Source organism: Streptomyces sp. NPDC059002 (genome assembly GCF_042740435.1).
Classification (GTDB): domain Bacteria; phylum Actinomycetota; class Actinomycetes; order Streptomycetales; family Streptomycetaceae; genus Streptomyces.
In genome coordinates, this window is the sequence record NZ_JBHYJI010000012.1 from 83,031 (window position 1) to 101,449 (window position 18,419).

The 18,419-nt window shown below is 73.3% G+C and carries 20 protein-coding genes; 11 read left to right on the plus strand and 9 right to left on the minus strand.

All coding sequences use genetic code 11. The features are described from left to right. Positions 1–92 precede the first annotated feature (92 nt). Positions 93–554, minus strand: a complete 462-nt coding sequence (locus ACFWZ2_RS13965; protein WP_384545320.1) for a hypothetical protein — start codon at positions 552–554, stop codon at positions 93–95. Positions 555–682: 128 nt separating this feature from the next. Here ACFWZ2_RS13965 and ACFWZ2_RS13970 point away from each other — a divergent pair, with 128 nt between their 5' ends. Both ACFWZ2_RS13970 and ACFWZ2_RS13975 read left to right on the plus strand, forming a co-directional pair. Continuing rightward, positions 683–1,564: an alpha/beta fold hydrolase gene (locus tag ACFWZ2_RS13970; RefSeq protein WP_384545321.1), complete on the plus strand. Its 882-nt coding sequence runs from the start codon at positions 683–685 to the stop codon at positions 1,562–1,564. 241 nt (positions 1,565–1,805) lie between these two features. Continuing rightward, positions 1,806–2,468, plus strand: a complete 663-nt coding sequence (locus tag ACFWZ2_RS13975) for a TetR/AcrR family transcriptional regulator (RefSeq protein WP_384545322.1) — start codon at positions 1,806–1,808, stop codon at positions 2,466–2,468. A 76-nt stretch (positions 2,469–2,544) separates the two neighbouring features. Here ACFWZ2_RS13975 and fabI read toward each other — a convergent pair whose 3' ends face one another. Further along, positions 2,545–3,324: an enoyl-ACP reductase FabI gene (fabI, locus tag ACFWZ2_RS13980; protein ID WP_384545323.1), complete on the minus strand. Its 780-nt coding sequence runs from the start codon at positions 3,322–3,324 to the stop codon at positions 2,545–2,547. Then, on the minus strand, positions 3,321–4,178 hold the full coding sequence (locus ACFWZ2_RS13985) for an alpha/beta fold hydrolase (RefSeq protein ID WP_384545324.1): 858 nt from the start codon (positions 4,176–4,178) through the stop codon (positions 3,321–3,323). The genes fabI and ACFWZ2_RS13985 overlap by 4 nt, the downstream gene beginning before the upstream one ends. A gap of 148 nt (positions 4,179–4,326) precedes the next feature. Here ACFWZ2_RS13985 and ACFWZ2_RS13990 point away from each other — a divergent pair, with 148 nt between their 5' ends. The 9 genes from ACFWZ2_RS13990 to ACFWZ2_RS14030 all read left to right on the plus strand — a co-directional run bounded on the left by ACFWZ2_RS13990 (position 4,327) and on the right by ACFWZ2_RS14030 (position 13,089). Beyond that, positions 4,327–4,515: a hypothetical protein gene (locus ACFWZ2_RS13990; RefSeq protein WP_384545325.1), complete on the plus strand. Its 189-nt coding sequence runs from the start codon at positions 4,327–4,329 to the stop codon at positions 4,513–4,515. Next, positions 4,508–5,437: a hypothetical protein gene (locus ACFWZ2_RS13995; protein ID WP_384545326.1), complete on the plus strand. Its 930-nt coding sequence runs from the start codon at positions 4,508–4,510 to the stop codon at positions 5,435–5,437. The genes ACFWZ2_RS13990 and ACFWZ2_RS13995 overlap by 8 nt, the downstream gene beginning before the upstream one ends. Further along, positions 5,434–5,784 (plus strand): 4Fe-4S binding protein, encoded by a 351-nt coding sequence (locus tag ACFWZ2_RS14000; protein WP_384545327.1) that lies wholly within the window; start codon positions 5,434–5,436, stop codon positions 5,782–5,784. The genes ACFWZ2_RS13995 and ACFWZ2_RS14000 overlap by 4 nt, the downstream gene beginning before the upstream one ends. Continuing rightward, positions 5,768–7,522, plus strand: coding sequence for a fatty acyl-AMP ligase (locus ACFWZ2_RS14005; RefSeq protein WP_384545328.1), 1,755 nt, complete (start codon positions 5,768–5,770; stop codon positions 7,520–7,522). The genes ACFWZ2_RS14000 and ACFWZ2_RS14005 overlap by 17 nt, the downstream gene beginning before the upstream one ends. Beyond that, positions 7,519–7,785 carry a MoaD/ThiS family protein gene (locus tag ACFWZ2_RS14010; RefSeq protein ID WP_384545329.1) on the plus strand — a complete coding sequence of 89 codons (267 nt, stop codon included), beginning with the start codon at positions 7,519–7,521 and terminating at the stop codon, positions 7,783–7,785. Before ACFWZ2_RS14005 ends, ACFWZ2_RS14010 begins: the two co-directional genes overlap by 4 nt. Before the next feature lie 5 nt (positions 7,786–7,790). Then, positions 7,791–8,618 (plus strand): acyl-CoA thioesterase, encoded by an 828-nt coding sequence (locus ACFWZ2_RS14015; protein ID WP_384545330.1) that lies wholly within the window; start codon positions 7,791–7,793, stop codon positions 8,616–8,618. Further along, entirely contained in the window at positions 8,615–10,360 is a 1,746-nt protein-coding gene (locus ACFWZ2_RS14020) for an acyl-CoA dehydrogenase (RefSeq protein ID WP_384545331.1), read from the plus strand. The genes ACFWZ2_RS14015 and ACFWZ2_RS14020 overlap by 4 nt, the downstream gene beginning before the upstream one ends. Positions 10,361–10,456: 96 nt before the next feature. Further along, a complete protein-coding gene (locus ACFWZ2_RS14025; protein WP_384545424.1) occupies positions 10,457–10,672 on the plus strand; it encodes an acyl carrier protein in 216 nt (71 codons plus the stop codon). Further along, entirely contained in the window at positions 10,669–13,089 is a 2,421-nt protein-coding gene (locus ACFWZ2_RS14030) for an acyl-CoA dehydrogenase family protein (protein WP_384545332.1), read from the plus strand. The genes ACFWZ2_RS14025 and ACFWZ2_RS14030 overlap by 4 nt, the downstream gene beginning before the upstream one ends. A gap of 27 nt (positions 13,090–13,116) precedes the next feature. Here the strand turns inward: ACFWZ2_RS14030 and ACFWZ2_RS14035 are convergent, their stop codons facing one another. Genes ACFWZ2_RS14035 through ACFWZ2_RS14060 form a run of 6 tightly spaced genes read right to left on the minus strand, consistent with a single transcriptional unit; the run spans position 13,117 to position 18,414 of the window. Then, positions 13,117–13,548, minus strand: coding sequence for a PaaI family thioesterase (locus tag ACFWZ2_RS14035; RefSeq protein ID WP_384545333.1), 432 nt, complete (start codon positions 13,546–13,548; stop codon positions 13,117–13,119). Then, positions 13,545–14,249: a beta-ketoacyl synthase N-terminal-like domain-containing protein gene (locus tag ACFWZ2_RS14040; protein WP_384545334.1), complete on the minus strand. Its 705-nt coding sequence runs from the start codon at positions 14,247–14,249 to the stop codon at positions 13,545–13,547. The genes ACFWZ2_RS14035 and ACFWZ2_RS14040 overlap by 4 nt, the downstream gene beginning before the upstream one ends. Beyond that, a complete protein-coding gene (locus ACFWZ2_RS14045; RefSeq protein WP_384545335.1) occupies positions 14,246–15,433 on the minus strand; it encodes a beta-ketoacyl-[acyl-carrier-protein] synthase family protein in 1,188 nt (395 codons plus the stop codon). The genes ACFWZ2_RS14040 and ACFWZ2_RS14045 overlap by 4 nt, the downstream gene beginning before the upstream one ends. After that, on the minus strand, positions 15,423–15,671 hold the full coding sequence (locus ACFWZ2_RS14050) for an acyl carrier protein (protein ID WP_384545336.1): 249 nt from the start codon (positions 15,669–15,671) through the stop codon (positions 15,423–15,425). The genes ACFWZ2_RS14045 and ACFWZ2_RS14050 overlap by 11 nt, the downstream gene beginning before the upstream one ends. Then, the gene (gene fabV / locus ACFWZ2_RS14055; RefSeq protein WP_384545337.1) at positions 15,668–16,942 is read right to left on the minus strand and encodes an enoyl-ACP reductase FabV; all 1,275 of its coding nucleotides are present in this window, start codon (positions 16,940–16,942) and stop codon (positions 15,668–15,670) included. Before fabV ends, ACFWZ2_RS14050 begins: the two co-directional genes overlap by 4 nt. After that, complete coding sequence (locus tag ACFWZ2_RS14060; protein ID WP_384545338.1) at positions 16,939–18,414, minus strand: class I adenylate-forming enzyme family protein; 1,476 nt, start codon at positions 18,412–18,414, stop codon at positions 16,939–16,941. Before ACFWZ2_RS14060 ends, fabV begins: the two co-directional genes overlap by 4 nt. Positions 18,415–18,419 lie beyond the last annotated feature (5 nt).

Consider the following 18,419-nt stretch of genomic DNA (forward strand, 5'->3'; position numbering starts at 1 on the left):
GAGCTCGTGCATGCCCGGGTGGCACGGCACCTCGGCGACCACCGCGGGAGGGACGATCCTGAACCGGTTCGGGGGCCTTGGCAAGAGGGCCTCTACGCGCGCCCACCTCCCGTCGACGCGTCGCGCGGCCACGGTGACCGCCCGGAGAGGAAGGAGCGGATCGCCTCCTGCGTCGCCGCCGCGTCGAAGCTCTCGGTCTCCCACAGGGCCGAGCGCATCGTGCCCCGGTCACGATACGAGCGCATGACGCGGACGTGGTCGTGGCGCGCCACGAAGCCCTTCAGGTCCCGCCCGTCGCGCCAGACGGAGACCGAGCCCGAGCGGGGGCGGCGCGGGTCGGGGTCCACCCAGAGCCAGAGGCCGAGGGCGCCGGTGACATCGCGCCAGGAACGGCGCAGGACGGCGCCCGCGACATTGACGCCCAGCGCGGTCCAGGGGTGGTGCGGGGTGAACTCGGTGACGCTGACCGTGGCCGCCCCGGCCACGTCCTTCTCGTGGGCGGAGGCCGCTGCAGGGCCTGACGTCCATGGCGCGAACCAGATGGTGGACGGCATGGCGTTCCCCTCGTGAGCGCTGGGTCCGTGAACTCCGGAATATATAAGCACGGACGGTCGTGCTAATATACCAGATCTCTGCTGCCGCCGACCGAGGAGTACTGGACATGGGCCCCACAGAGGCAATCGTGAGTACGACCATCAACGCCGTCTCCCGCGTCTCGGCCGGACTCGCGGGCTCCGCCGCCTACACCCTGTTCCACATGCCACTGGCCCGCAGCAAGATGCGCTCCTCGGAGCGCGAGCTGTTCGCCGCCACGCACCGGGGACGCATCCGGGTCAACGGCAAGTCCGCGGTGACCTACCTGTGGGGCAGCGGCGAGCGGCCGGTCCTGCTGGTGCACGGCTGGCAGTCGCGCGGCTCGCGCTACGCCGACCTCATCCCGGGGCTGCTCGACCGGGGCTACAGCGTCGTCACCTTCGACGCCCCCGGCCACGGCGACGGCACGGGCCGCAGCACCACCATCCTCGAATACCGCAGCATTCTGACCGAACTGCACGACCAGTACGGCACGTTCGAGGCCCTGGTCGCACACTCCCTGGGCACCCTCGCCTCGTTCTACGCCATCAAGGGGGGCGTCAAGGCGGAGCGGATCGTCGCCCTCAGCGGGGTCCGCGACTTCGAGTACCTGCTCGACGAGTTCTGCGCCGAGCTCAAGCTGCGCCCCGTCCTGCGGGGCGAGCTGCTCACCCGGATCGGGAAGCACCTCTTCCCCGGCATGCCCGCCGACCTCATGCCGTTCTCCGTCTCGCACGCCACCGAGGCCATCACGGCACCGGTCCTGGTGGTGCACGACGAGGGCGACAGCCGGATCGGGGTGGGCCAGGGGCGCGGGATCGCCGAGGCGTTCGGCGACCAGGCGCGGCTCATCATCACGCAGGGACTCGGGCACCGCAGGATCCTCGGCGACCCCGAAGTGGTGCGCGCCGTCCTGGAGTTCGTCGAGCACGGGCACGACGCGGCGGGCCGGTCAGAGGCGCAGGCAGAGGTGATTCCGGCCAAGGACTGAGCACACCCCTGCCACGTCAGGACGGACGGGACCCCGGCGGCCTCAGCGGCGCCGGGGTGCTCGTGCGTCGCCCCATCCGCCCACCGGGGAACCCGGGCGAGTGCCAGGACCAGGCAGACCGTACGGCCGTTTGGTCACCACACCCCCACACACTGACCGCACGATCGTCCACATAATCGGTACACTGGTCACCTCAACGGGCACCCTCAGCACCTGGCCCAGGAGATTGGCAGGCACGACCATGGCAGTGACACACGTCGACGGGCGGGTCGCCCGCGGGAACCAGACCCGTCAGCTGGTCCTCAAGCGCGCCATGCAGGTCGCGTCCGTCGAAGGCCTGGAGGGGCTCTCCCTCGGCCGGCTCGCGGGCGAGCTCAAGCTCAGCAAGAGCGGTGTCTTCGCCCTCTTCGGCTCCAAGGAGGACCTCCAGCTCGCCACGGTGCGCGCGGCGATCAAGGTCTATCTGGAGCACGTGGTCCAGCCGGCCCGTGAACTCCCGCCGGGGATCGCCCGGTTGTGGCGCGTGTGCACGAGCTGGCTCATCTACTCGCGCGAGCGGGTCTTCCCCGGCGGCTGCTTCTTCTACTCGACGTCGGCGGAGTACGACGCCCGTACCGGCCAGGTGCACGACACCCTCGCCGCCGCGCGCACCAACTGGTCCACCTATCTGGAGCAGACCGTCCTCGAGGCGCAGCAGACGAAGGAGCTCGCACAGGACGTCGACATCCCCCAACTGGTCTTCGAACTGGTCGCGTTCCTGGAGATGGCCAACGCCGAGTCCGTCCTGCACGACGAGTTCACCAGCTACGACAAGGCGGCCACGGCCATCCTGAACCGGCTGCGCGGCGTGGCCACCGACCCGTCGCTGCTGCCCGCGACCAGCGAGGGCTGGGCGGGCGCATAAGGGCGGGCGCACAGGCGCCGTGCGAAGGTCCGCCCGGGGGTGACGGGCCCTCGCACGGCGCGTCCGTGGGCGGGGCTCAGGCCCCGATGGCGTGCACGCCGCCGTCGACGTGCACGATCTCCCCGGTGGTCCGGGGGAACCAGTCCGAGAGCAGCGCGACCACCGCGCGGGCCGCGGGCTCCGGGTCCGCGATGTCCCAGCCGATGGGCGCGCGCGTGCGCCACACCTCGCGGAAGGTGTCGAAGCCCGGGATCGACTTGGCCGCCATCGTCTTGATCGGACCGGCCGCCACGAGGTTGCAGCGGATCCCGCGCGGACCCAGATCCCGGGCGACATAGCGCGAGGTGGACTCCAGGGCGGCCTTGGCCACGCCCATCCAGTCGTAGGCGGGCCAGGCGGTCGACGCGTCGAAGTCGAGGCCCACGACGGCGCCGCCGCGCTCCTCCATGAGCGGCAGACAGGCCATGGCGAGGGATTTGAGGGAGTACGCGGACACCTCGACCGCGGTCGCCACCGAATCCCAGCCGGTCTCGAGGAAGTTGCCCCCGAGCGCGTCCTGCGGGGCGAAGGCGATGGAATGCACCACGCCGTCCAGGCGCGCGTGTCCGCCGACGCTCTCGCGGACCCGGTCCGCGAGGCTGTCGAGCTGCCCCTTGTCCCGTACGTCCAGCTCGATCAGGGGCGCGGGGCGGGGCAGCCGCTTGGCGATGCGCTCGACCAGGCTGAGCCTGCCGTACCCGGTGAGGACCACCTCGGCGCCCTGCTCCTGGGCGAGTTTCGCCGCATGGAAGGCGATCGAGGACTCCATGAGCACCCCGGTCACCAGCACGCGCTTGCCCGCGAGCATGCCGTTCATCCCGCCACCACCTCGGTCTTCCTGCCGGGCTCCGTGGCACCGGACGTCACGAACTGCACGATTTCCTCGACGACTTGGGGCGCGCCCAGGATGCGCTGATGCCCGAAGCGCCGCGTACGGACGAGGCGTGCGCGGAAGAACTCGGCCATGCGCACCCCCTGGCCCGGGTCGACCGAACGGTCGTCGTCGTCATGGATGACGAGCAGCGGGACCGCCAGATCGGCGGTCTCGTGGAAGACGGAGAACCGCGTCCACATGTCCTTCTCGCCGGGGTAGACGACCCGCTCGATGCGCCCGCGCAGCTCCTCGTCGAGCTGCTCGGAGAGCCCCGCGGCCGTGCAGAAGCTCTCGACCAGGTAGGCGAAGTCGGGGACCGGGCTGATCGCCACGATGCGCCCGGTGCGCACGCCGTGCTGGAGGGCGAAGAAGGTCGCCGTCACCCCGAAGGAGTGCGCCACGATCGCCTCGAAGTCCCCGTGTTCACGGTGGAGTTCGACGAGGATGTCGCGGTACTCGAGGATCGTGGTGCCCTCGCCGGTGGACTCGCCGTGCCCCGGTGCGTCGAACGCGACCGGGCTGTATCCGAGGTCGATGAGCCGGGCGATCGCCTTGGCGTAGCGCGAGGCGCGCGATTCCCAGCCGTGCACGAGGAGCACGGGGCGCGCACCGTCGCCCCAGCGGTAGACGACGGCCTCCTTGCCGTCGACCGTCAGCTTCGAGATCCGTGCGCTCTCGATGACCGCCCGCTCGTCGGGCCTTGGCCTGCTGCGGCCTTGAGGGCGACGGAAGAGGTCGAACATCTCCTCGCCCCGGTCACTCAGGGCAGCCTGTGCGGCTGCTGTTGCGGGATTCATCCCACGCCCTCCAGAAGATCAGGAATGTCGAGATGTTAGCACGACCGTTCGCTCATATTGATTCTACGGGACTGACCGCGATCCAGAAAAGTGTACGGACGGTCGTGCTAACGTTTGTGCTGTCAGCTCTCCCTGCTTGGAGGACGCCATGACACTCCCGACCTTCGCGACGAAGCGGCCCGCTTCCGACGCGGACGCAACGGCAGACAGGTACCCCGGCCCGAACCAGGAGTTCAAGGACCACTTGGACGCCCTGATCGAGGCGACGCTCCTGCCGGGCTGCGCCGAGCAGCCCGCCGACACCACACACCAGCCAGGGAAGGGACGCAATGACTGACGCAGGCGCCACGGAGCGCATAGGCATCGCCGTCGCGTCGGGGATGCTCAAAGGGGTCTACGGCCACGGCGTACTGGCCGCGTTCGAGGAACGCGGCCTGCGCGCGCACGTCTACGGCACCGCCTCGTCCTCCGTGCTCTCCGGCGGCCTCGCCGCGGTCGGCCGGGCCCGGCGCACCGGCGTGGACTACTGGCTCAAGGCCACCGCGGCCGCCGGGGAGAAGGGCATGAGCGCCGTCGTCCTCGACAGCATCGAGGAGTACGGCCCGGTGCTGCGCGAGGGGCTCTTCCGCGCCGGGGCACCGGAGTTCCTGCTCGCCACCGGGAAGGTCACCAACGCGGCCGCCGCCGAGGTCACCCAGGGCTCCGGCGCGAAGGCGCTCGGCAGGGACCTGCTGCGCAACGTCTTCGCCGGGGACCGGAGTTGGGTCGAGGAGAACCTCGCCACCGTCGTGTTCTCCTCGCGCGCCGAGGCCGGGGGCACGGAGCCGCGCCTCACTCCGGAGAACTACGACGCCGTGTCGTACGCGTCGACCCGCATGCTGCACGCCTGGGCGGTCCCCGCGGAGATCGACGGGGAGGCGTATGTCGACGCCTCGTACACCTGCTCCTGTCCGGCGCGTGAAGTCGCCGCCACGGGCGTGGACGTGCTGATCGCGATCGGCTCCGACCCCTTCCCGCTCTTCCGCGACCTCTACGCGTCCGAGGAGATCGTGGACGGCTCCGTCATCGGGCAGGCACGGGTGCTGGTGATCAAGCCGGCCGAGGATCTCAAGAACCTCGGGGTCGACTACGCGTCGGCGACCGCGGACGGGCTCGTCAAGGCGTACGAACTCGGGCTCGAGGCGGGTCACCGCTTCGTGGACGCGCACGGCGACCTGCTCGCCGCCGCCCCCGCCGCCGCAGAGGAGGAGGTCGCGTGACACACGTGGTCACCGAGCAGTGTGTCCACTGCAAGTTCGCGGAGTGCATCACCTACTGTCCGGTCGCCTGTTTCCGGGAGGCCGGCTCGTTCCTGGTGATCGACCCCGAGGAGTGCATCGACTGCGGCAACTGCGTCGAGGCGTGCCCGGCCGACGCGATCTACCCCGAGGACGAGCTGCCGCCCGAACTGGCGCCCGCGCTGGAGTGGAACGCCCGGCTCGCCACCGAACTCCCCCTGGCCACCACGCGCGTCGAGCCGTTGCCCGACGGCGAGCGGTGGCAGGGGAAGCCCGGCAAGTGGGACACCCTCCCGGTCGAACAGGCGCCCCGTGTCAGCTGTCCCTGAACTCGGCGAACTCGACTTCGCGCGGCTCCTGCACGAGCGGGCGCGCCAGGCACCCGACGTGGTCGCCCACCGGTTCGTCCACGACGACGAGTCCGCGGAAGAACTCACCCACGCCGCGCTCGACGCCCGCGCGCGCACCGTCGCCGCGGGCATCGCGGCGGCCACCGGCGGGCGTCCCGACCCGGTGCTGCTCCTGTTCGCCCCCGGGCCCGACTATCTCGCGGCCCTGTTCGGCTGCTTCTACGCGGGCGTGCCCGCGGTGCCCGCCTTCCCGCCCGACCCGACGCGCCTCGCACGCACGCTGCCCCGGCTCGCCGCCATCATCGAGGACGCGGGCGCGAGCACGGTCCTGACCACGTCGGACATCGCGCCGCTGCTGGCGGAGTGGCTCACCAGCACCCTCGGCGGCCGGGCCCCGCACCTGATCGCCACCGACACGCTCGACCCCGCGGACGCCACGGTGGATCCGCCGCCCGCGCCGAGGGCCGGGGTGCCCGCGCTGCTGCAGTACACCTCGGGTTCCACGGCGCTGCCGCGCGGCGTGCTGCTCGACCACGACCGGCTGCGCGCCAACTGCGCCGAGATCGCCCGCGGCTTCGGGATCCACCCGGGCAGCTCCGGCGGCCTCTGGCTGCCGCCGTACCACGACATGGGTCTGGTCGGCGGCATCCTCACACCGCTGGCCACCGGGATACCGGTGACGCTGATGTCCCCGGTGACGTTCCTGCGCCGCCCGCTGTCCTGGCTGCGCATGGTCTCCCGGTACCGCGCGACGATCATCGGCGCGCCCAACTTCGCGTACGACCTCTGTGTGCGGCGCGCGACGGACGCGGAGGTCGAAGGGCTCGATCTGTCCGGGGTCGAACTCGCCTTCACCGGGGCCGAACCCGTGCGGGCCGAGACGATGGAGCGGTTCGCCGCGCTCTTCGGGCCCGCCGGGTTCCGCGCCGCCGCGTTCCTGCCCTGCTACGGACTCGCCGAGGCGACGCTGTATGTGACGGGCGGCAAGCCGCTGGGCGGCTGGCAGTCGGTGTCCGTGGACCGCGAGGCACTGGAGGTCCACGGCACGGCACGGCCCGCGCGGCCGGGACACCCGTCGAGGGACCTGGTCGGCTGCGGCAGGCCCGGGCCCGGCACCCGGCTCCTGATCGCCGATCCGGCCACCCGCGAACCCCTCGCGGACGGCGCCGTCGGCGAGATCTGGGTCGACTCCCCCAGCGTCACCGACGGCTACTGGCGGCGTCCCGAAGAGACCGCAGGGACGTTCGGCGCGCGGACCCCGGCCGGTGCGGGGCCGTATCTGCGCACCGGTGACCTCGGGTTCGTCCTGGACGACGAACTCTTCGTCGCGGGACGGCTCAAGGACCTCATCGTCATCAACGGACGCAATCTGCATCCGGTCGACGTCGAGCGGGTCTGCGAGGCCGCGGTCCCCGGCATCCGCCGCAACTGCGGTGCCGTGTTCGCGGTCGACGGCGCCCCCGGCGGGACCGAGCGGCTCGTCGTGGTCTACGAGGCCGACGTCGCCGACGAGGCGCGGTACGCGGCGGCCGTCGACGGCATCCGCCGGACCGTCTCGATGGAACTGAACGTCCGTCCGCACGCCGTCGTCCTGGTGCGGCCGCGGACGATCCCCAAGACCTCCAGCGGAAAGGTCCAGCGCTGGCTGGCCCACAGGCACTACCTCGCCGGCGAACTGGACGTCCTCGCACGCACCGACGAAAGGGCCGGTCGATGATCGTCAAGGTCAGGGGCGTCCTGCTCCGCTTCACCGACTACGAGAACGAGATCGAGGTCGACGGCGGCACCGTGCGCGCCGGTCTCACCGGGCTCACCGAGCGCTACCCGCGGCTGCGCGAGGTGCTGCTCGACCGGGACGGCACCGTGCGCCCGACCCATCTGATCGCCCTCAACGGCGAGCGGCTCACCCAGGGCGACCTGGACCGCGAGGCCACCGAGGACGACCGGGTGGACATCGTCACCGCGATCTCCGGGGGCTAGCCGCGATGCCGCGCACCTCGACGTACGAGACCGTGCTCGACGCGGGTCTCTTCACCCCGGCCCAGCTGGGCACCACCGCCGTCGGACGCCTCGCCTTCCAGGCGGGGGCCCGCTGGATGCGCGACCACGTGTGCAGCCATCGCGCCCTGGTGGCCGAGCACCAGGTCGGATTCGTGCTCTGGTCATGGCAGTTGGAGTACGAGAATCCGCTGGGCTTCCTCGACGCCGACGAGGCGCTGGTGGACGTACGGGCACGGCTGCGCGGCCCCGGGTCCTCGCAGCTGGAGGTGGAGATGACGCTCACCGGTCCCGCCGGTGTCGCGGTGCGCACGCGGGGCGCCTCGGTGCCGCTGCGGCTGGGCGGCGACCAGGCCCTGTCCGGGGCGCCCGCGCCGCTGCCCGACGCGCTCGTCGCCGCCTTCAAGGACGACGAGGTGGAGCGTTCGCCGCACCGGTCCGCCGTGCGGGCGCTGCGTGCGGAGCTGGAGCGGGACGGGGAGCCGCTCGCCGCGGGCACCACGTCCTTCCGCGTGTACCGCCACCACTGCGAGGTGGCCGACCAGTGGTACTGGGCCGAGACCCTCGGGTTCGCGGCGGGCGCCCGGGAGGAACTGGTGCTCCGGCACGGCCGTTCGGCTCCCGAGCTGCGCCGCGCCCCTGCCGAGGGGATCCGCAGGGTCGATGTGACCTGGCTGCGCTCCGGCCAGCTGTGGGACCGCCTGGAGGTGCGCAGCACGGCGTACCGGCACGGCGCGGGGCTCGCCTTCGTGCACGAGATCCGGCTCGCCGACGACGACGGCGGGCCCTGCGCCCTCGTGGTGGAACGCATATGAGCGCCCTCTGGACCGCGGAGCGTGCGGACGGGACGGAGCGGGCCGAGGAGTCCGCGCCGACCGCCTACGACGGTGCGGCGCGCCTGGAGCGGGCGCTCGGCTGCCCGTTCGACCCCGGCACCGGCATGTCGCTGGCCGGTGGGGTGCGCGCGGACGAGGCCGAGGCCGAACCCGCCGCCGCGTACGAGGCGGCCTGGGCGGCCGGGCTGCACCGGCATCTGGTGCCCGGGGCCGAGGGCGGCAGCCTCACCTCGTTCGAGTCGTTCGCGGCGGTGGTGCGTGCCGTGTCGCGGCGTGACCTCGCGGTGTCCGTGGGCCTCGGCTCGACGCTGCTCGCCGCGATGCCCGTGTGGATCTGGGGCGACGACGAACAGCGGCGCAGGGTCGCCGAGTTGGTGCTCGGCAGGGCCTGGGGCACGGCGGGCATCAGCGAGGAGGCGGCGGGCAGCGATCTGCTGGCCACCGCGACGCGCGCGACCCCCCGCGACGGCGGCGGCCATGTGCTGGACGGCAAGAAGTGGCTCGTCGGCAACGGCAGCCGCTCCGCGTTCGCCACCGTGCTCGCCGCGTCGCAGCCGTCGTACGGCCTGTTCCTGCTCGACTTCGAGGCCATCGGCGGCGACGGCGTGCGGCGGCTGCCGAAGGTCCGCACGCACGGGCTCCGCGGACACGATCTGAGCGGCTTCGTGCTCGACGGCTGCCGGGTCGGCGCGGACGCCGTGCTCGGGCGGCCGGGGCGGGGCGTCGAAATGGTCTCCGGCATGCTGCAGTTCACCCGGACCCTGGTCGGCGCGAGCAGTCTCGGCGCGGCCGACACGGCCCTGCGCATCGCCCTGCGCCACGCCCGTGAACGCACGCTGTACGGGCAGTCCGCGCTCGCCCTCGCCCCCGTGCGCTCGCTGCTGGCGGGCGGCTTCGCCGACCTGCTGATCGCCGAGTGCACGGAACTGGCCGCGGCGCGCGGACTCGATGTGGCACGGCAGCGGATGGCCCTGTGGTCGGCGGTCGCCAAGTACGTGGTGCCGAGCCTGTGCGTGGACGCCGTGCACGCCTGCGGGGAGGTTCTCAGCGCGCGGGCCCATCTGCGCGAGGGCGTCGCGGGCGGCGCGTTCCAGAAACTGCTGCGCGACGTGTCGATCACCCCGGTCTTCGAGGGCACCGAACTGGTGCAACTCGACACGGTGCGGGCCCAGTTGGCGGCAGCTGCCGTACGGCGGCGCGGGACTTCCGCGCGGATTCCGCTCCCGCTGCTCTTCGGGTTCGGCGAGCCGGTGCCGTCACCGGCCCCGCGCGAGGTGCGGCCCGCGCTGACCTTCGGCGGCGCCGACGAGGTCGTCGACCTCCTCGACGAGGCCGCCGAAGCGCTCGCCGACGACGCCGGACTCGCCCCGCTCGTGCGCACCTTGGTGACGGTCCGCAACGAGACCCGCGCGGCGTTCGCGGGCCTCGGCACGCGCCGTACGGCCGCCGCGTACGAGGCGGCCCGCACGCACTGTCTGGTGCACGCGGCCGCCTGCTGTCTGCACACCTGGCTGCTGCGCGGCGCCGCACTCGGCGGCCCGGCGGGCGAGCGGGCCTGGCTCTCGGTCGCGCTGCGCCGCGTCCTCGCGCGGCTCGGCCGCCCGGTCGCGCCCGACTCCGCGGCCGAAGACTTCCTGGTGGGCTCGCTCACCAGACTCGACGACGAGGACCGGGCGTTCTCGCTCGTGCCGCTCCGGCTCGCACCGCAGTACCGCGACTGACCCGCGGTCTGCCGCACCGATTCCAGGGAGTACGCCATCACCACCACCGACCACCCGCAGAGCACCGCCGAGTCCGCGGGAGCCTGGCTCTCCTCGCTGATCGGGGAGCTGCTCGGCATCGACGAACGACTCCCCGCCGACCGGCCGCTCGGCGAGCTGGGCATCGACTCGCTCACCGCGGCCCAGCTCTCCGTGGAGGTCGAGGAGCGGACCGGCGCCACCATCGCGCTCGACCGGTTCCTCGGCGACGAGACCCTCGACGACCTGGTGCGCGCGCTGCGCGCCGATACCGCGTCCGGGGGGTCGACATGACGCCCCGGGCCCATGCGGCCGACATCATGAACCGCGCGGACCTGGCGCACGACACCCTCGACGCGGAGGTGGCACGGGTCAGGCAGGAGGCGCGGTCCCGGTTCGGGGGCTTCGTCCTCGACCACGTCAATCCGGGCTCGTACTTCCTCAACCACGAGCGCAGGGCGCTCGACAAGCGGCTCTTCGAGCAGGCGGGCGACCTCGGCCTGATGCGGTTCTCGCTGCCGGTCGAGGCGGGCGGCGACGGCCGGGACAAGCTCGCGTGGGGCGTGGTGGTCGAGGAGATCGCCCGCCTCTCGCGCGATCCCGGGTTCGCCGTGCTGCTCGACATCACCGTCGAGATCACCGAGTTGATCCTCTCCAGCGGCAGGCCCGAGCTGATCGACGCGTACGTCCCCGACCTGCTGGCCGGGCGGCGGTTCGGGGTGCAGGGCGCCTATGAGAACAGGGACCCCTACGACTACCGGTCCACCGCGCGCCTGGAGGGCGACGCGTGGGTACTCAACGGCGCCAAGCGCTTTCTGGCCGGGGCCCGGTTCGCCGATCTGTTCGTCCTGTTCCTGCGCGACGAGGCGTCCAACGACATGCTCGCCTTCGTCGTCGAGAAGGACGACCCGGGCGTCAGCGCCGTGCACATGGACACCATGGGCCTGCACACCATGGGGCTCGGCCAGGTCGTGCTGCACGACGTGCGACTGCCCGCGTGGCGTCTGGTGTGGCGGGCCGACGCGCTCAGCGAGCTCAACACCTATGCCCGTATCCGCAGGACGATGAGCGCCTGCGGGGTGCTCGGCGCGCTGGACGGCGTCGTCGACGCCTGTGTGCGGTCGCTGACCTCGCGCAGGCGCGGCGGCCGCCCCGTGCTCGACTACAGCAATGTCGAGCGCACGGTCGGTGAGATGCACATGCTGCTGCAGAGCGCCCGCGCGAGCGTCCACCGCGCCCTGGACGGCACCCGATCGCCGGACCGCGACCCGCACTTCGACGAGTTCGCGACCGTCGCCAAGCACCAGACGGCGGAGTGCGCGCTGCGCGTGGGCCGGCTCGTGATGGGGCTGCAGGGCGGCGAGGCGTACATGTCCGCCTTCCCCTGGGAGCGGTTCATGCGCGACATCCTCGGGCTGATCTCCGGGCAGGGCTCCCAGGAGACGCTGCTCATCCAGCTCGGGCAGCGCGCGATCGTCGGCCTCGAAGGTGACCAGGCACGCGAGGACGCCGCCGAGCGCTCCGTCGCCCGGTGCGCGGACGCCTGGTGGGCGCTGCACGCCGTCGACGCGGGCGGCGCGGGGACGCCGGTCGCGGCGGTCCGCGAGGTGGCCACCGCCGCGGGTCTCGGCGCCGCCGTCGCCCCCGACCGGCTCGACGCGCTGGCCGCGCTGCTCGACCGCGCCCACACGCTGCTGTCCGCCGTACGGTCCGGGCGCACGCCCGAGACGCTTCCGCAGGGCCCCGCGGGCCTGTTCGGCGGGCGGCTCGCGGAGGTCGCGGACGGGGCGTGGGCCCTGGTGGCGTGTGCCGTCGCGCACCAGACCGGGCTGCTGACCCGCCTCGTACGGCCGCTGACGGCGAAGGAGGCCGCCGACGACCTGTCCGAGGACCTCACCGAGGGGCTGCTGCGGATCCTGGTCGACGCCTCGCTCGTACGGAAGGACGCCGCGGACCGGCACGTCGTCGACCCCGGCCTCGAACGCGTCCTGATCGGCGGTCCGCGCGCCTCGGCGTTCGCCGCGCGGCTGCGCCGCACGGTCATCGCGGGCGCCCGGCTGCGCGCGGGGACACGGGGGTTGGGGCGCGCGATGGTGCCGGGCTGCGGGGGCGAGGCCGCGGTGCTCGCGGACGCGCTCGTCGACGTGCTGCTCGGGCGGCTCGAAGGGCTGCCCTGGACGCTGGACACGCCGGGCGCGCGGGTGGGCTGCGCGGCCGCCGACGGAGGACGCACCGCCGCGCAGCTCGCCCGGCACATCCCGTCCGTGCCGGTGCTCGCGCTGCAACGGGAACAGGTGGTCGCGCCCCCGGTGGGCGGCGCGAAGGGACGGGCCCGGGTGCGGGATCACGCCCCGGCCGAGGCGCGCATCGAGGTGCGGGCCGGGGACCGGGCGGGCTTCGCGGAGGACGACAGGCTGGCCCTTGCCTGGCTGCCCGCAGGGGGGCATACGACCGAGGGTCTCTGGCGGTCCGTGGCGGCGGCCGCGCGGGCGCTGCTGCCCGGCGGCTGGCTGGTCGTACCGTGCCCGCTGCCGCCCAAGCGGCCGCTCGGGGCTGCGGCCGTACGTCTTGAACTCACGCTGGTGGGCGGCTCGGTGCCGTCCGACGCCGCCGTCGAGGAGTCGCTGCGGGCCGCCGGTCTCGGTCAGGTCCGCACGGCGTGGGAGGACGCGGCGCTCGGTCTGCGACTCGTCGTGGGGCGCCGCCCGTAGCGGGACGGGGGCGCGGGGCGCCGTGTCTCAGCGGCCCGCGCTCCTGCCCTTGCGCAGCAGGCAGGTGAGGCGGGCCGTGCAGACCAGTTGGTCGCGGTCGTTGGTGATCGTCACCTGGTAGGTGCCGACCTGGGCGCCCTCGTGCAGGGGTACGCAGACGCCGGTGACGAGGCCGTCGCGGGCGGCGCGGTGGTGCGTGCAGTTCAGTTCGAGGCCGACCAGCATGCCGTCGGGTGCCACATAGGCCGCGGCGGCGAGGGAGCCGAGGGTCTCGGCGAGTGCCGCGCTCGCGCCGCCGTGCAGCAGCCCGAACGGCTGGCGGTTGCCCGCCACGGGCATGGTCCCGACGACCCGCTCGCGGGACCACTCGGTGATTCTGATGCCGAGGCGGTTCACGAGCTGTTCCGCGGCGAGTTCCTCGGGCATGTCGGCCATGATCCGGTCCATCGGCTGCTTCATCGCGTCGCTCCCAGTGCGTTCCGTGCGCGGTCGGTCCGTCCGGCGAGGGCGGCCAGATGCCCGAAGTCGGCCTGCTGTTCGCCCGGTTCGTCGGGGGCGGGCTCTCCGGCGGCGTCCGCCGCGCGCAGGAGCAGGGCCACGGCCAGGTCTCCCCGGGGCGGCAGGGCCGTGCCGCCGGTGGCCGTGAGGTGGGCGAAGGCGGCGGCGGTGCGCGGGTTGGCCGCCAGCTCCGCCGCGATCACGAGCACCTGGTCGATGTCGTCGTCGATGAGCAGCAGTTCGGCCGCGTCGAGCGCCTCGTCGGCGATGCCGTCGACGGCGGCCAGACAGGAGACGGGTCCCGTGAGGCCGTACTCGATGGTGAGGTGGCCGAGGATCGATGTGGTGACCGACTGGAGGAACAGCAGCGGGTTGTGCACGCGCCCGCTCACCAGTTTCTGGCTCGCCAGGTCGGACGTCGTGGCGTCCCCCGCGACGGTGGCGAGCACGACGGCGGTCGTGTCGGCGTACGGCCCGACGAGCGGGTTGCGCTCGCCGGGCTCGCCGAGGCAGCGCCGGACGGTCTCCCGGACCAGCGGGTTGAAGGCGGAGGCCACGAACCCGGGGACGGTGGGCAGTTCGGCGCCCTCGGCCAGCGGCCCGACGCGTGCCGCGGCGGCCACCCGCAGCGCGGGCCGTCCGGCGAGAAGGGGAACGGTCACGGCTGCTCCAGGATGATCGCGGTGTTCATGCCGCCGAAGGCGGCGTTCAGCGAGAGCGCCCGGCGGAGGTCCGCCGTGCGCGGCTCGTCGGGCACGTAGTCGAGGTCGCAGCCGGGGTCGGGCGCGTCGAATCCGGCGGTGGGCGGCACGGTGCCGGACTCCAACGCCATGACGGAGACGACGAGTTCGACGGCTCCGGTGGCCTCCAGCATGTGTCCCGTGGTGCTCTTGGTGGAGCTGACCATGAGCCGGCCCGCGTGCGTGCCGAACGCGGCGTGCAGGGCGGCGGTCTCGGCCAGGTCGTTCACCTCCGTGCCGGTGCCGTGGGCGTTGACGTACTGGATGCCCGTCGGTGCGATCCGTGCCCGGCCGAGCGCGCGGACGACGGCGCGTGCCATGCCGAGCCCTCGGGGGTGGGGCTTGACGACGTGGTGGGCGTCGGCCGCCGCGCCGAACCCGGCGATACGGGCCAGCGGGCGTCCGCCGCGGCGCATCAGATGCTCCCCCGACTCCAGGACGAGGGCCGCGACGCCGTCGCCGAGGAGCATGCCGCTGCGCCCCCGTGCGAAGGGGCGCACCCGCCCGTCCCTGGCGAACGTGCGCCCGGAGTCGAACTTGGCGAACTGCTCCTCCTCCACCAGGTAGGCGCCGCCGACCACGGCGACGTCGACGCGCCCCGCCGCGATCAGCCGGCCCGCGTGCGCGACCGCGCTGGGCGAGGCCACGCAGGCGTTGATGAAGGCGAGCCTCGGTCCGGCGAACCCGAGGTCGGCCGCCACCGCGGCGGGGACGCCGCCCGCCAGGCTGCGGTGGGTGTCCGCGGCGTCCGGTGCCCGGCCGTCGGCGGTGTCCTGCCAGAAGCGGTGGATTCCTGTGAAGTCGCCCTGGGTGCCGATGAGTACGGCCGTGCGGTGCGCGTCGACCGCCCCGGGGTCCAGCTTGGCCGCGCGCAGCGCCCCGCGCGCGCAGGCGACGACGGTCTCCGTCAGCGGGGGCGTGGGGCCCGCGCCGTGGGCGGCCGCGTACCGGTTGCGGAACGGGCGGCTGTCGAAGCGCTCGACCGGGGCGAACGCGGGGCGCCCCGCGAACACGTTCTCGCGCAGCGCGTCGGCGCCGGGCCCGAAGCCGGTGAACGTGTCGTATCCGGTGACCCAGATGTCGGCCGGTGCGCGGTCAGTGGCCATCGGCGTCCACCTGCGCGGCCGTGAGGAACGTGTGGATCCCGCGCACCGAGGTGAAGTAGTCGAGGTCCTCCCCGTACGGATCGATGCTGATGCCGTGTTCCTCGTCCAGGACGTGCTGGAGCCACACCAGTGCCAGCGAGTCCAGGGTGAGGGGGGTGTCCTCGCCGAGCTCCTCCAGGGAGAGCGGGACGATCGGGTAGTGGGTGAGCAGCCTGCGGATCTCGTACGTCGTGATCATGTGGCCGCCTCGTGCTCGTGCCGCACGGCGGTACTCCTTGGTCGGTCGGGCGCCGAGGGCGCCACATGGATCGGCTCCGTGAGGTCGCGGACCGGGTCCGTGGGGGCCGAGTAGTCGACCCCGGGCAGGCCGAAGCCGTTCAGGGCCAGGCATTGCGCGTGGTACGTGTCGGGGTCGCCGAGCCGTCCGATGCTGGCGTCGTCCACCAGGGCGAGCCTGCGGTCGACCTCGGCCTGCACGTCGGGGCTCAGCTCCCTGTCGTCGAGGCGCAGTCGCCCCAGCTCGTCCGTGCCGCTCCGGCGCCCGGGCCCCGGGTAGAGGTGCTCGCCGAGCAGCCGGTGGGCCTGGGCGACGGGTCCTTCGTCCAGGCCGCGTTCCCGCATGACCCGGCCGAGGACCACGGTGTAGAGGGTCTGCGCCGGGATGACCCGGCTCGCCTGGGTGACCATCGCCCGCATGACGGCGGCGACGGCGCGGCCGCCGGTGGGCCCGAGCCGGGCGTCGAGTGCGCGGGCGGTGGCCTCCAGGTCTTCCTTGGCCCGGCCGAGCGTGCCCGCCCGGTAGGTGGGGGCGAGCGCGGTGTTGCCGACATAGCTGAAGGCGACCGTGGTGACGTCGGGCGCGAGCACTCCGGCGTCGCCCAGGACGTCGAGCCAGCGCCGCCAGTCGTCGCCGCCCATCACGGCGACCGTGTCACGGACCTCCTCGTCGGAGGCGGGTTCCAGGGTGGCCCTGCCGACCTGCCCGGTGGCGCTGTCGTACGTCTTGGCCGTGAACGGGGCGCCGAGGGGCTTGATGGCCGAGCGGTGCGTACGGCCGGTCTCCGGGTGGGTGCGGCGCGGCGCGGCCAGGCTGTGCACGACCAGGTCCACCTGCCCGAGGTCGTCGCGGACGGCGCGGGCCGTCCGTTCCTTGACCGCGTCGCTGAACGCGTCCCCCACGACGGTGCGGCCGTAGCGGCCGATGCGCGCCAACTCCCCTTCGAGGGCAGCCGTGTTGTACCAGCCGGGGCTTCCGGTGCGGCCCGGCGAGCCGGGGGTCTCGCGGCACACGTTCAGCGTGGCGGCGCCCAGACCGACGGCCGCGACGAGCCGGGTGGCGAGGCCGAGGCCCGCCGAGCCGCCGATGACGAGGACGGAACGGGGGCGCCCGGCACCGGGCGGCAGCGGCCGCGCCCTGACGTACGCGATGTCGTCGCGCACGCGCCGGGCACAGCCGTCCGGATGGGCGTTGACGCACAGGGAGCCGTGCGTCATCGGCTCGATGATCATGTCTTGGCCTCGCTCGGGACGGGCGCGCCGGCTGCCGCGCCCATGCGGGAGAGCAGCAACTCGCGGTTGCGCAGCAGCTTTCCGTTGCTCGTGCGCGGGATCGCGGGGGCGACCTCGAACCGGCGCGGGACCTTGTAGAGGCTCAGCCGCTCGCGGCACCAGGTCTGCAGTGCACGGGCCGTCGTGCCGTCCTTCGCGCCGACGAACGCCTCGATGGCGCCCTCGAAGAGGACCACCACCTCGGTGACGTCGGGGTGCCCTGCCAGGGCCAGTTCGACCTCCCGGAGGTCGACCTTGAGTCCCCCGACCGCCACGAGGGCGTCGGTCCTGCCGTGCAGGGACAGCACTCCGTTCGCGTCGACCCGGCACCGGTCGTGCGTGCGCAGCCAGCCGTCCGCGTACCGCTCCCGCACCCCGCCCTGGTCGTACGCGTACGGAGAGCCGTCCGTGCGGATGTACAACTCGCCCGCCCGGACCTCCAGTTCCATGCCGGGGGCCGGGCGCCCCACCACCGGGGGACGGTGCGTGCCGGTCAGGTCGACGGCGGCGATGCCGGTCTCGGTCATGCCGTACGCCTGGCCGATCCGGATCCCGTACCGCTCCTTGAACCGCTCGTACACGTCGAGGCGCAGCGCCTCGCCGCCGGAGACGGCCAGCCTGAGGTCGGGCAGGGCGACCGGGTCCGGCACATGGGTGAGCAGCTCGAAGTGGAAGGGCACACCGAACAGCACGTGCGCCCGCTGCTCCGCGAGGGTGGTCAGCAGGGTCCTCGGCCTCGCGTCCGGCGCGAACAGCAGGGTGGCGCCCGCACAGAGCGCGTGCAGCACACCGCCGAGCAGACCGAAGGAGTGCGTCAACGAGTTGCCGAGGAGCACCCGTTCACCGGCCCCCGGCATCTCGGGCAGGGCCGCGAACCGGTCCAGCTCCGCGAGCAGGGACGCCGCGGTGCGTCCGATCGCCTTGGGGTGTCCCGTGGAGCCCGAGGTGAACTGGATCAGCGCGTGCGGCGTGCGCGCCGCCCGCCCCTCGGGCCGTGCCTCGACGCGGTACGCGCAGGTGTCCCGGAACTCGACACGGACGGCCCCCGCGGCCCCCGAGTCGATCAACTGGCCGGGATCGCACAGCGCGAGCAGCCTGGCCACCTCGGCCGGCGTGGACCTCGGGTCGATGAGGACGACCTGCGCCCCGCGCGACCAGAGCGCGAGGACGGTCCACAGATAGCTGAAGCTCGGCGTCATCCGGACGGCGACGGCCGATCCGGGACCGATGCCGCGCTCCGCGAAGTCCCTTTCCAGTGCGGCGACTTCGGTACGCAGCCGGCCCCAGGTCACCTCGGTGCCCGCGCGCGCCCAGACCGTGTCGGCGGGCTGTGCGGCCAGCGCCTCGGCGAGCCTGCGGGCGAGCGGGGCGTCGCCCGCCCCGCCCTCAGCGGCCGCGTTCTCGTCGTGCCCTGTGTTCTCCGTACTGTCCACGGGGT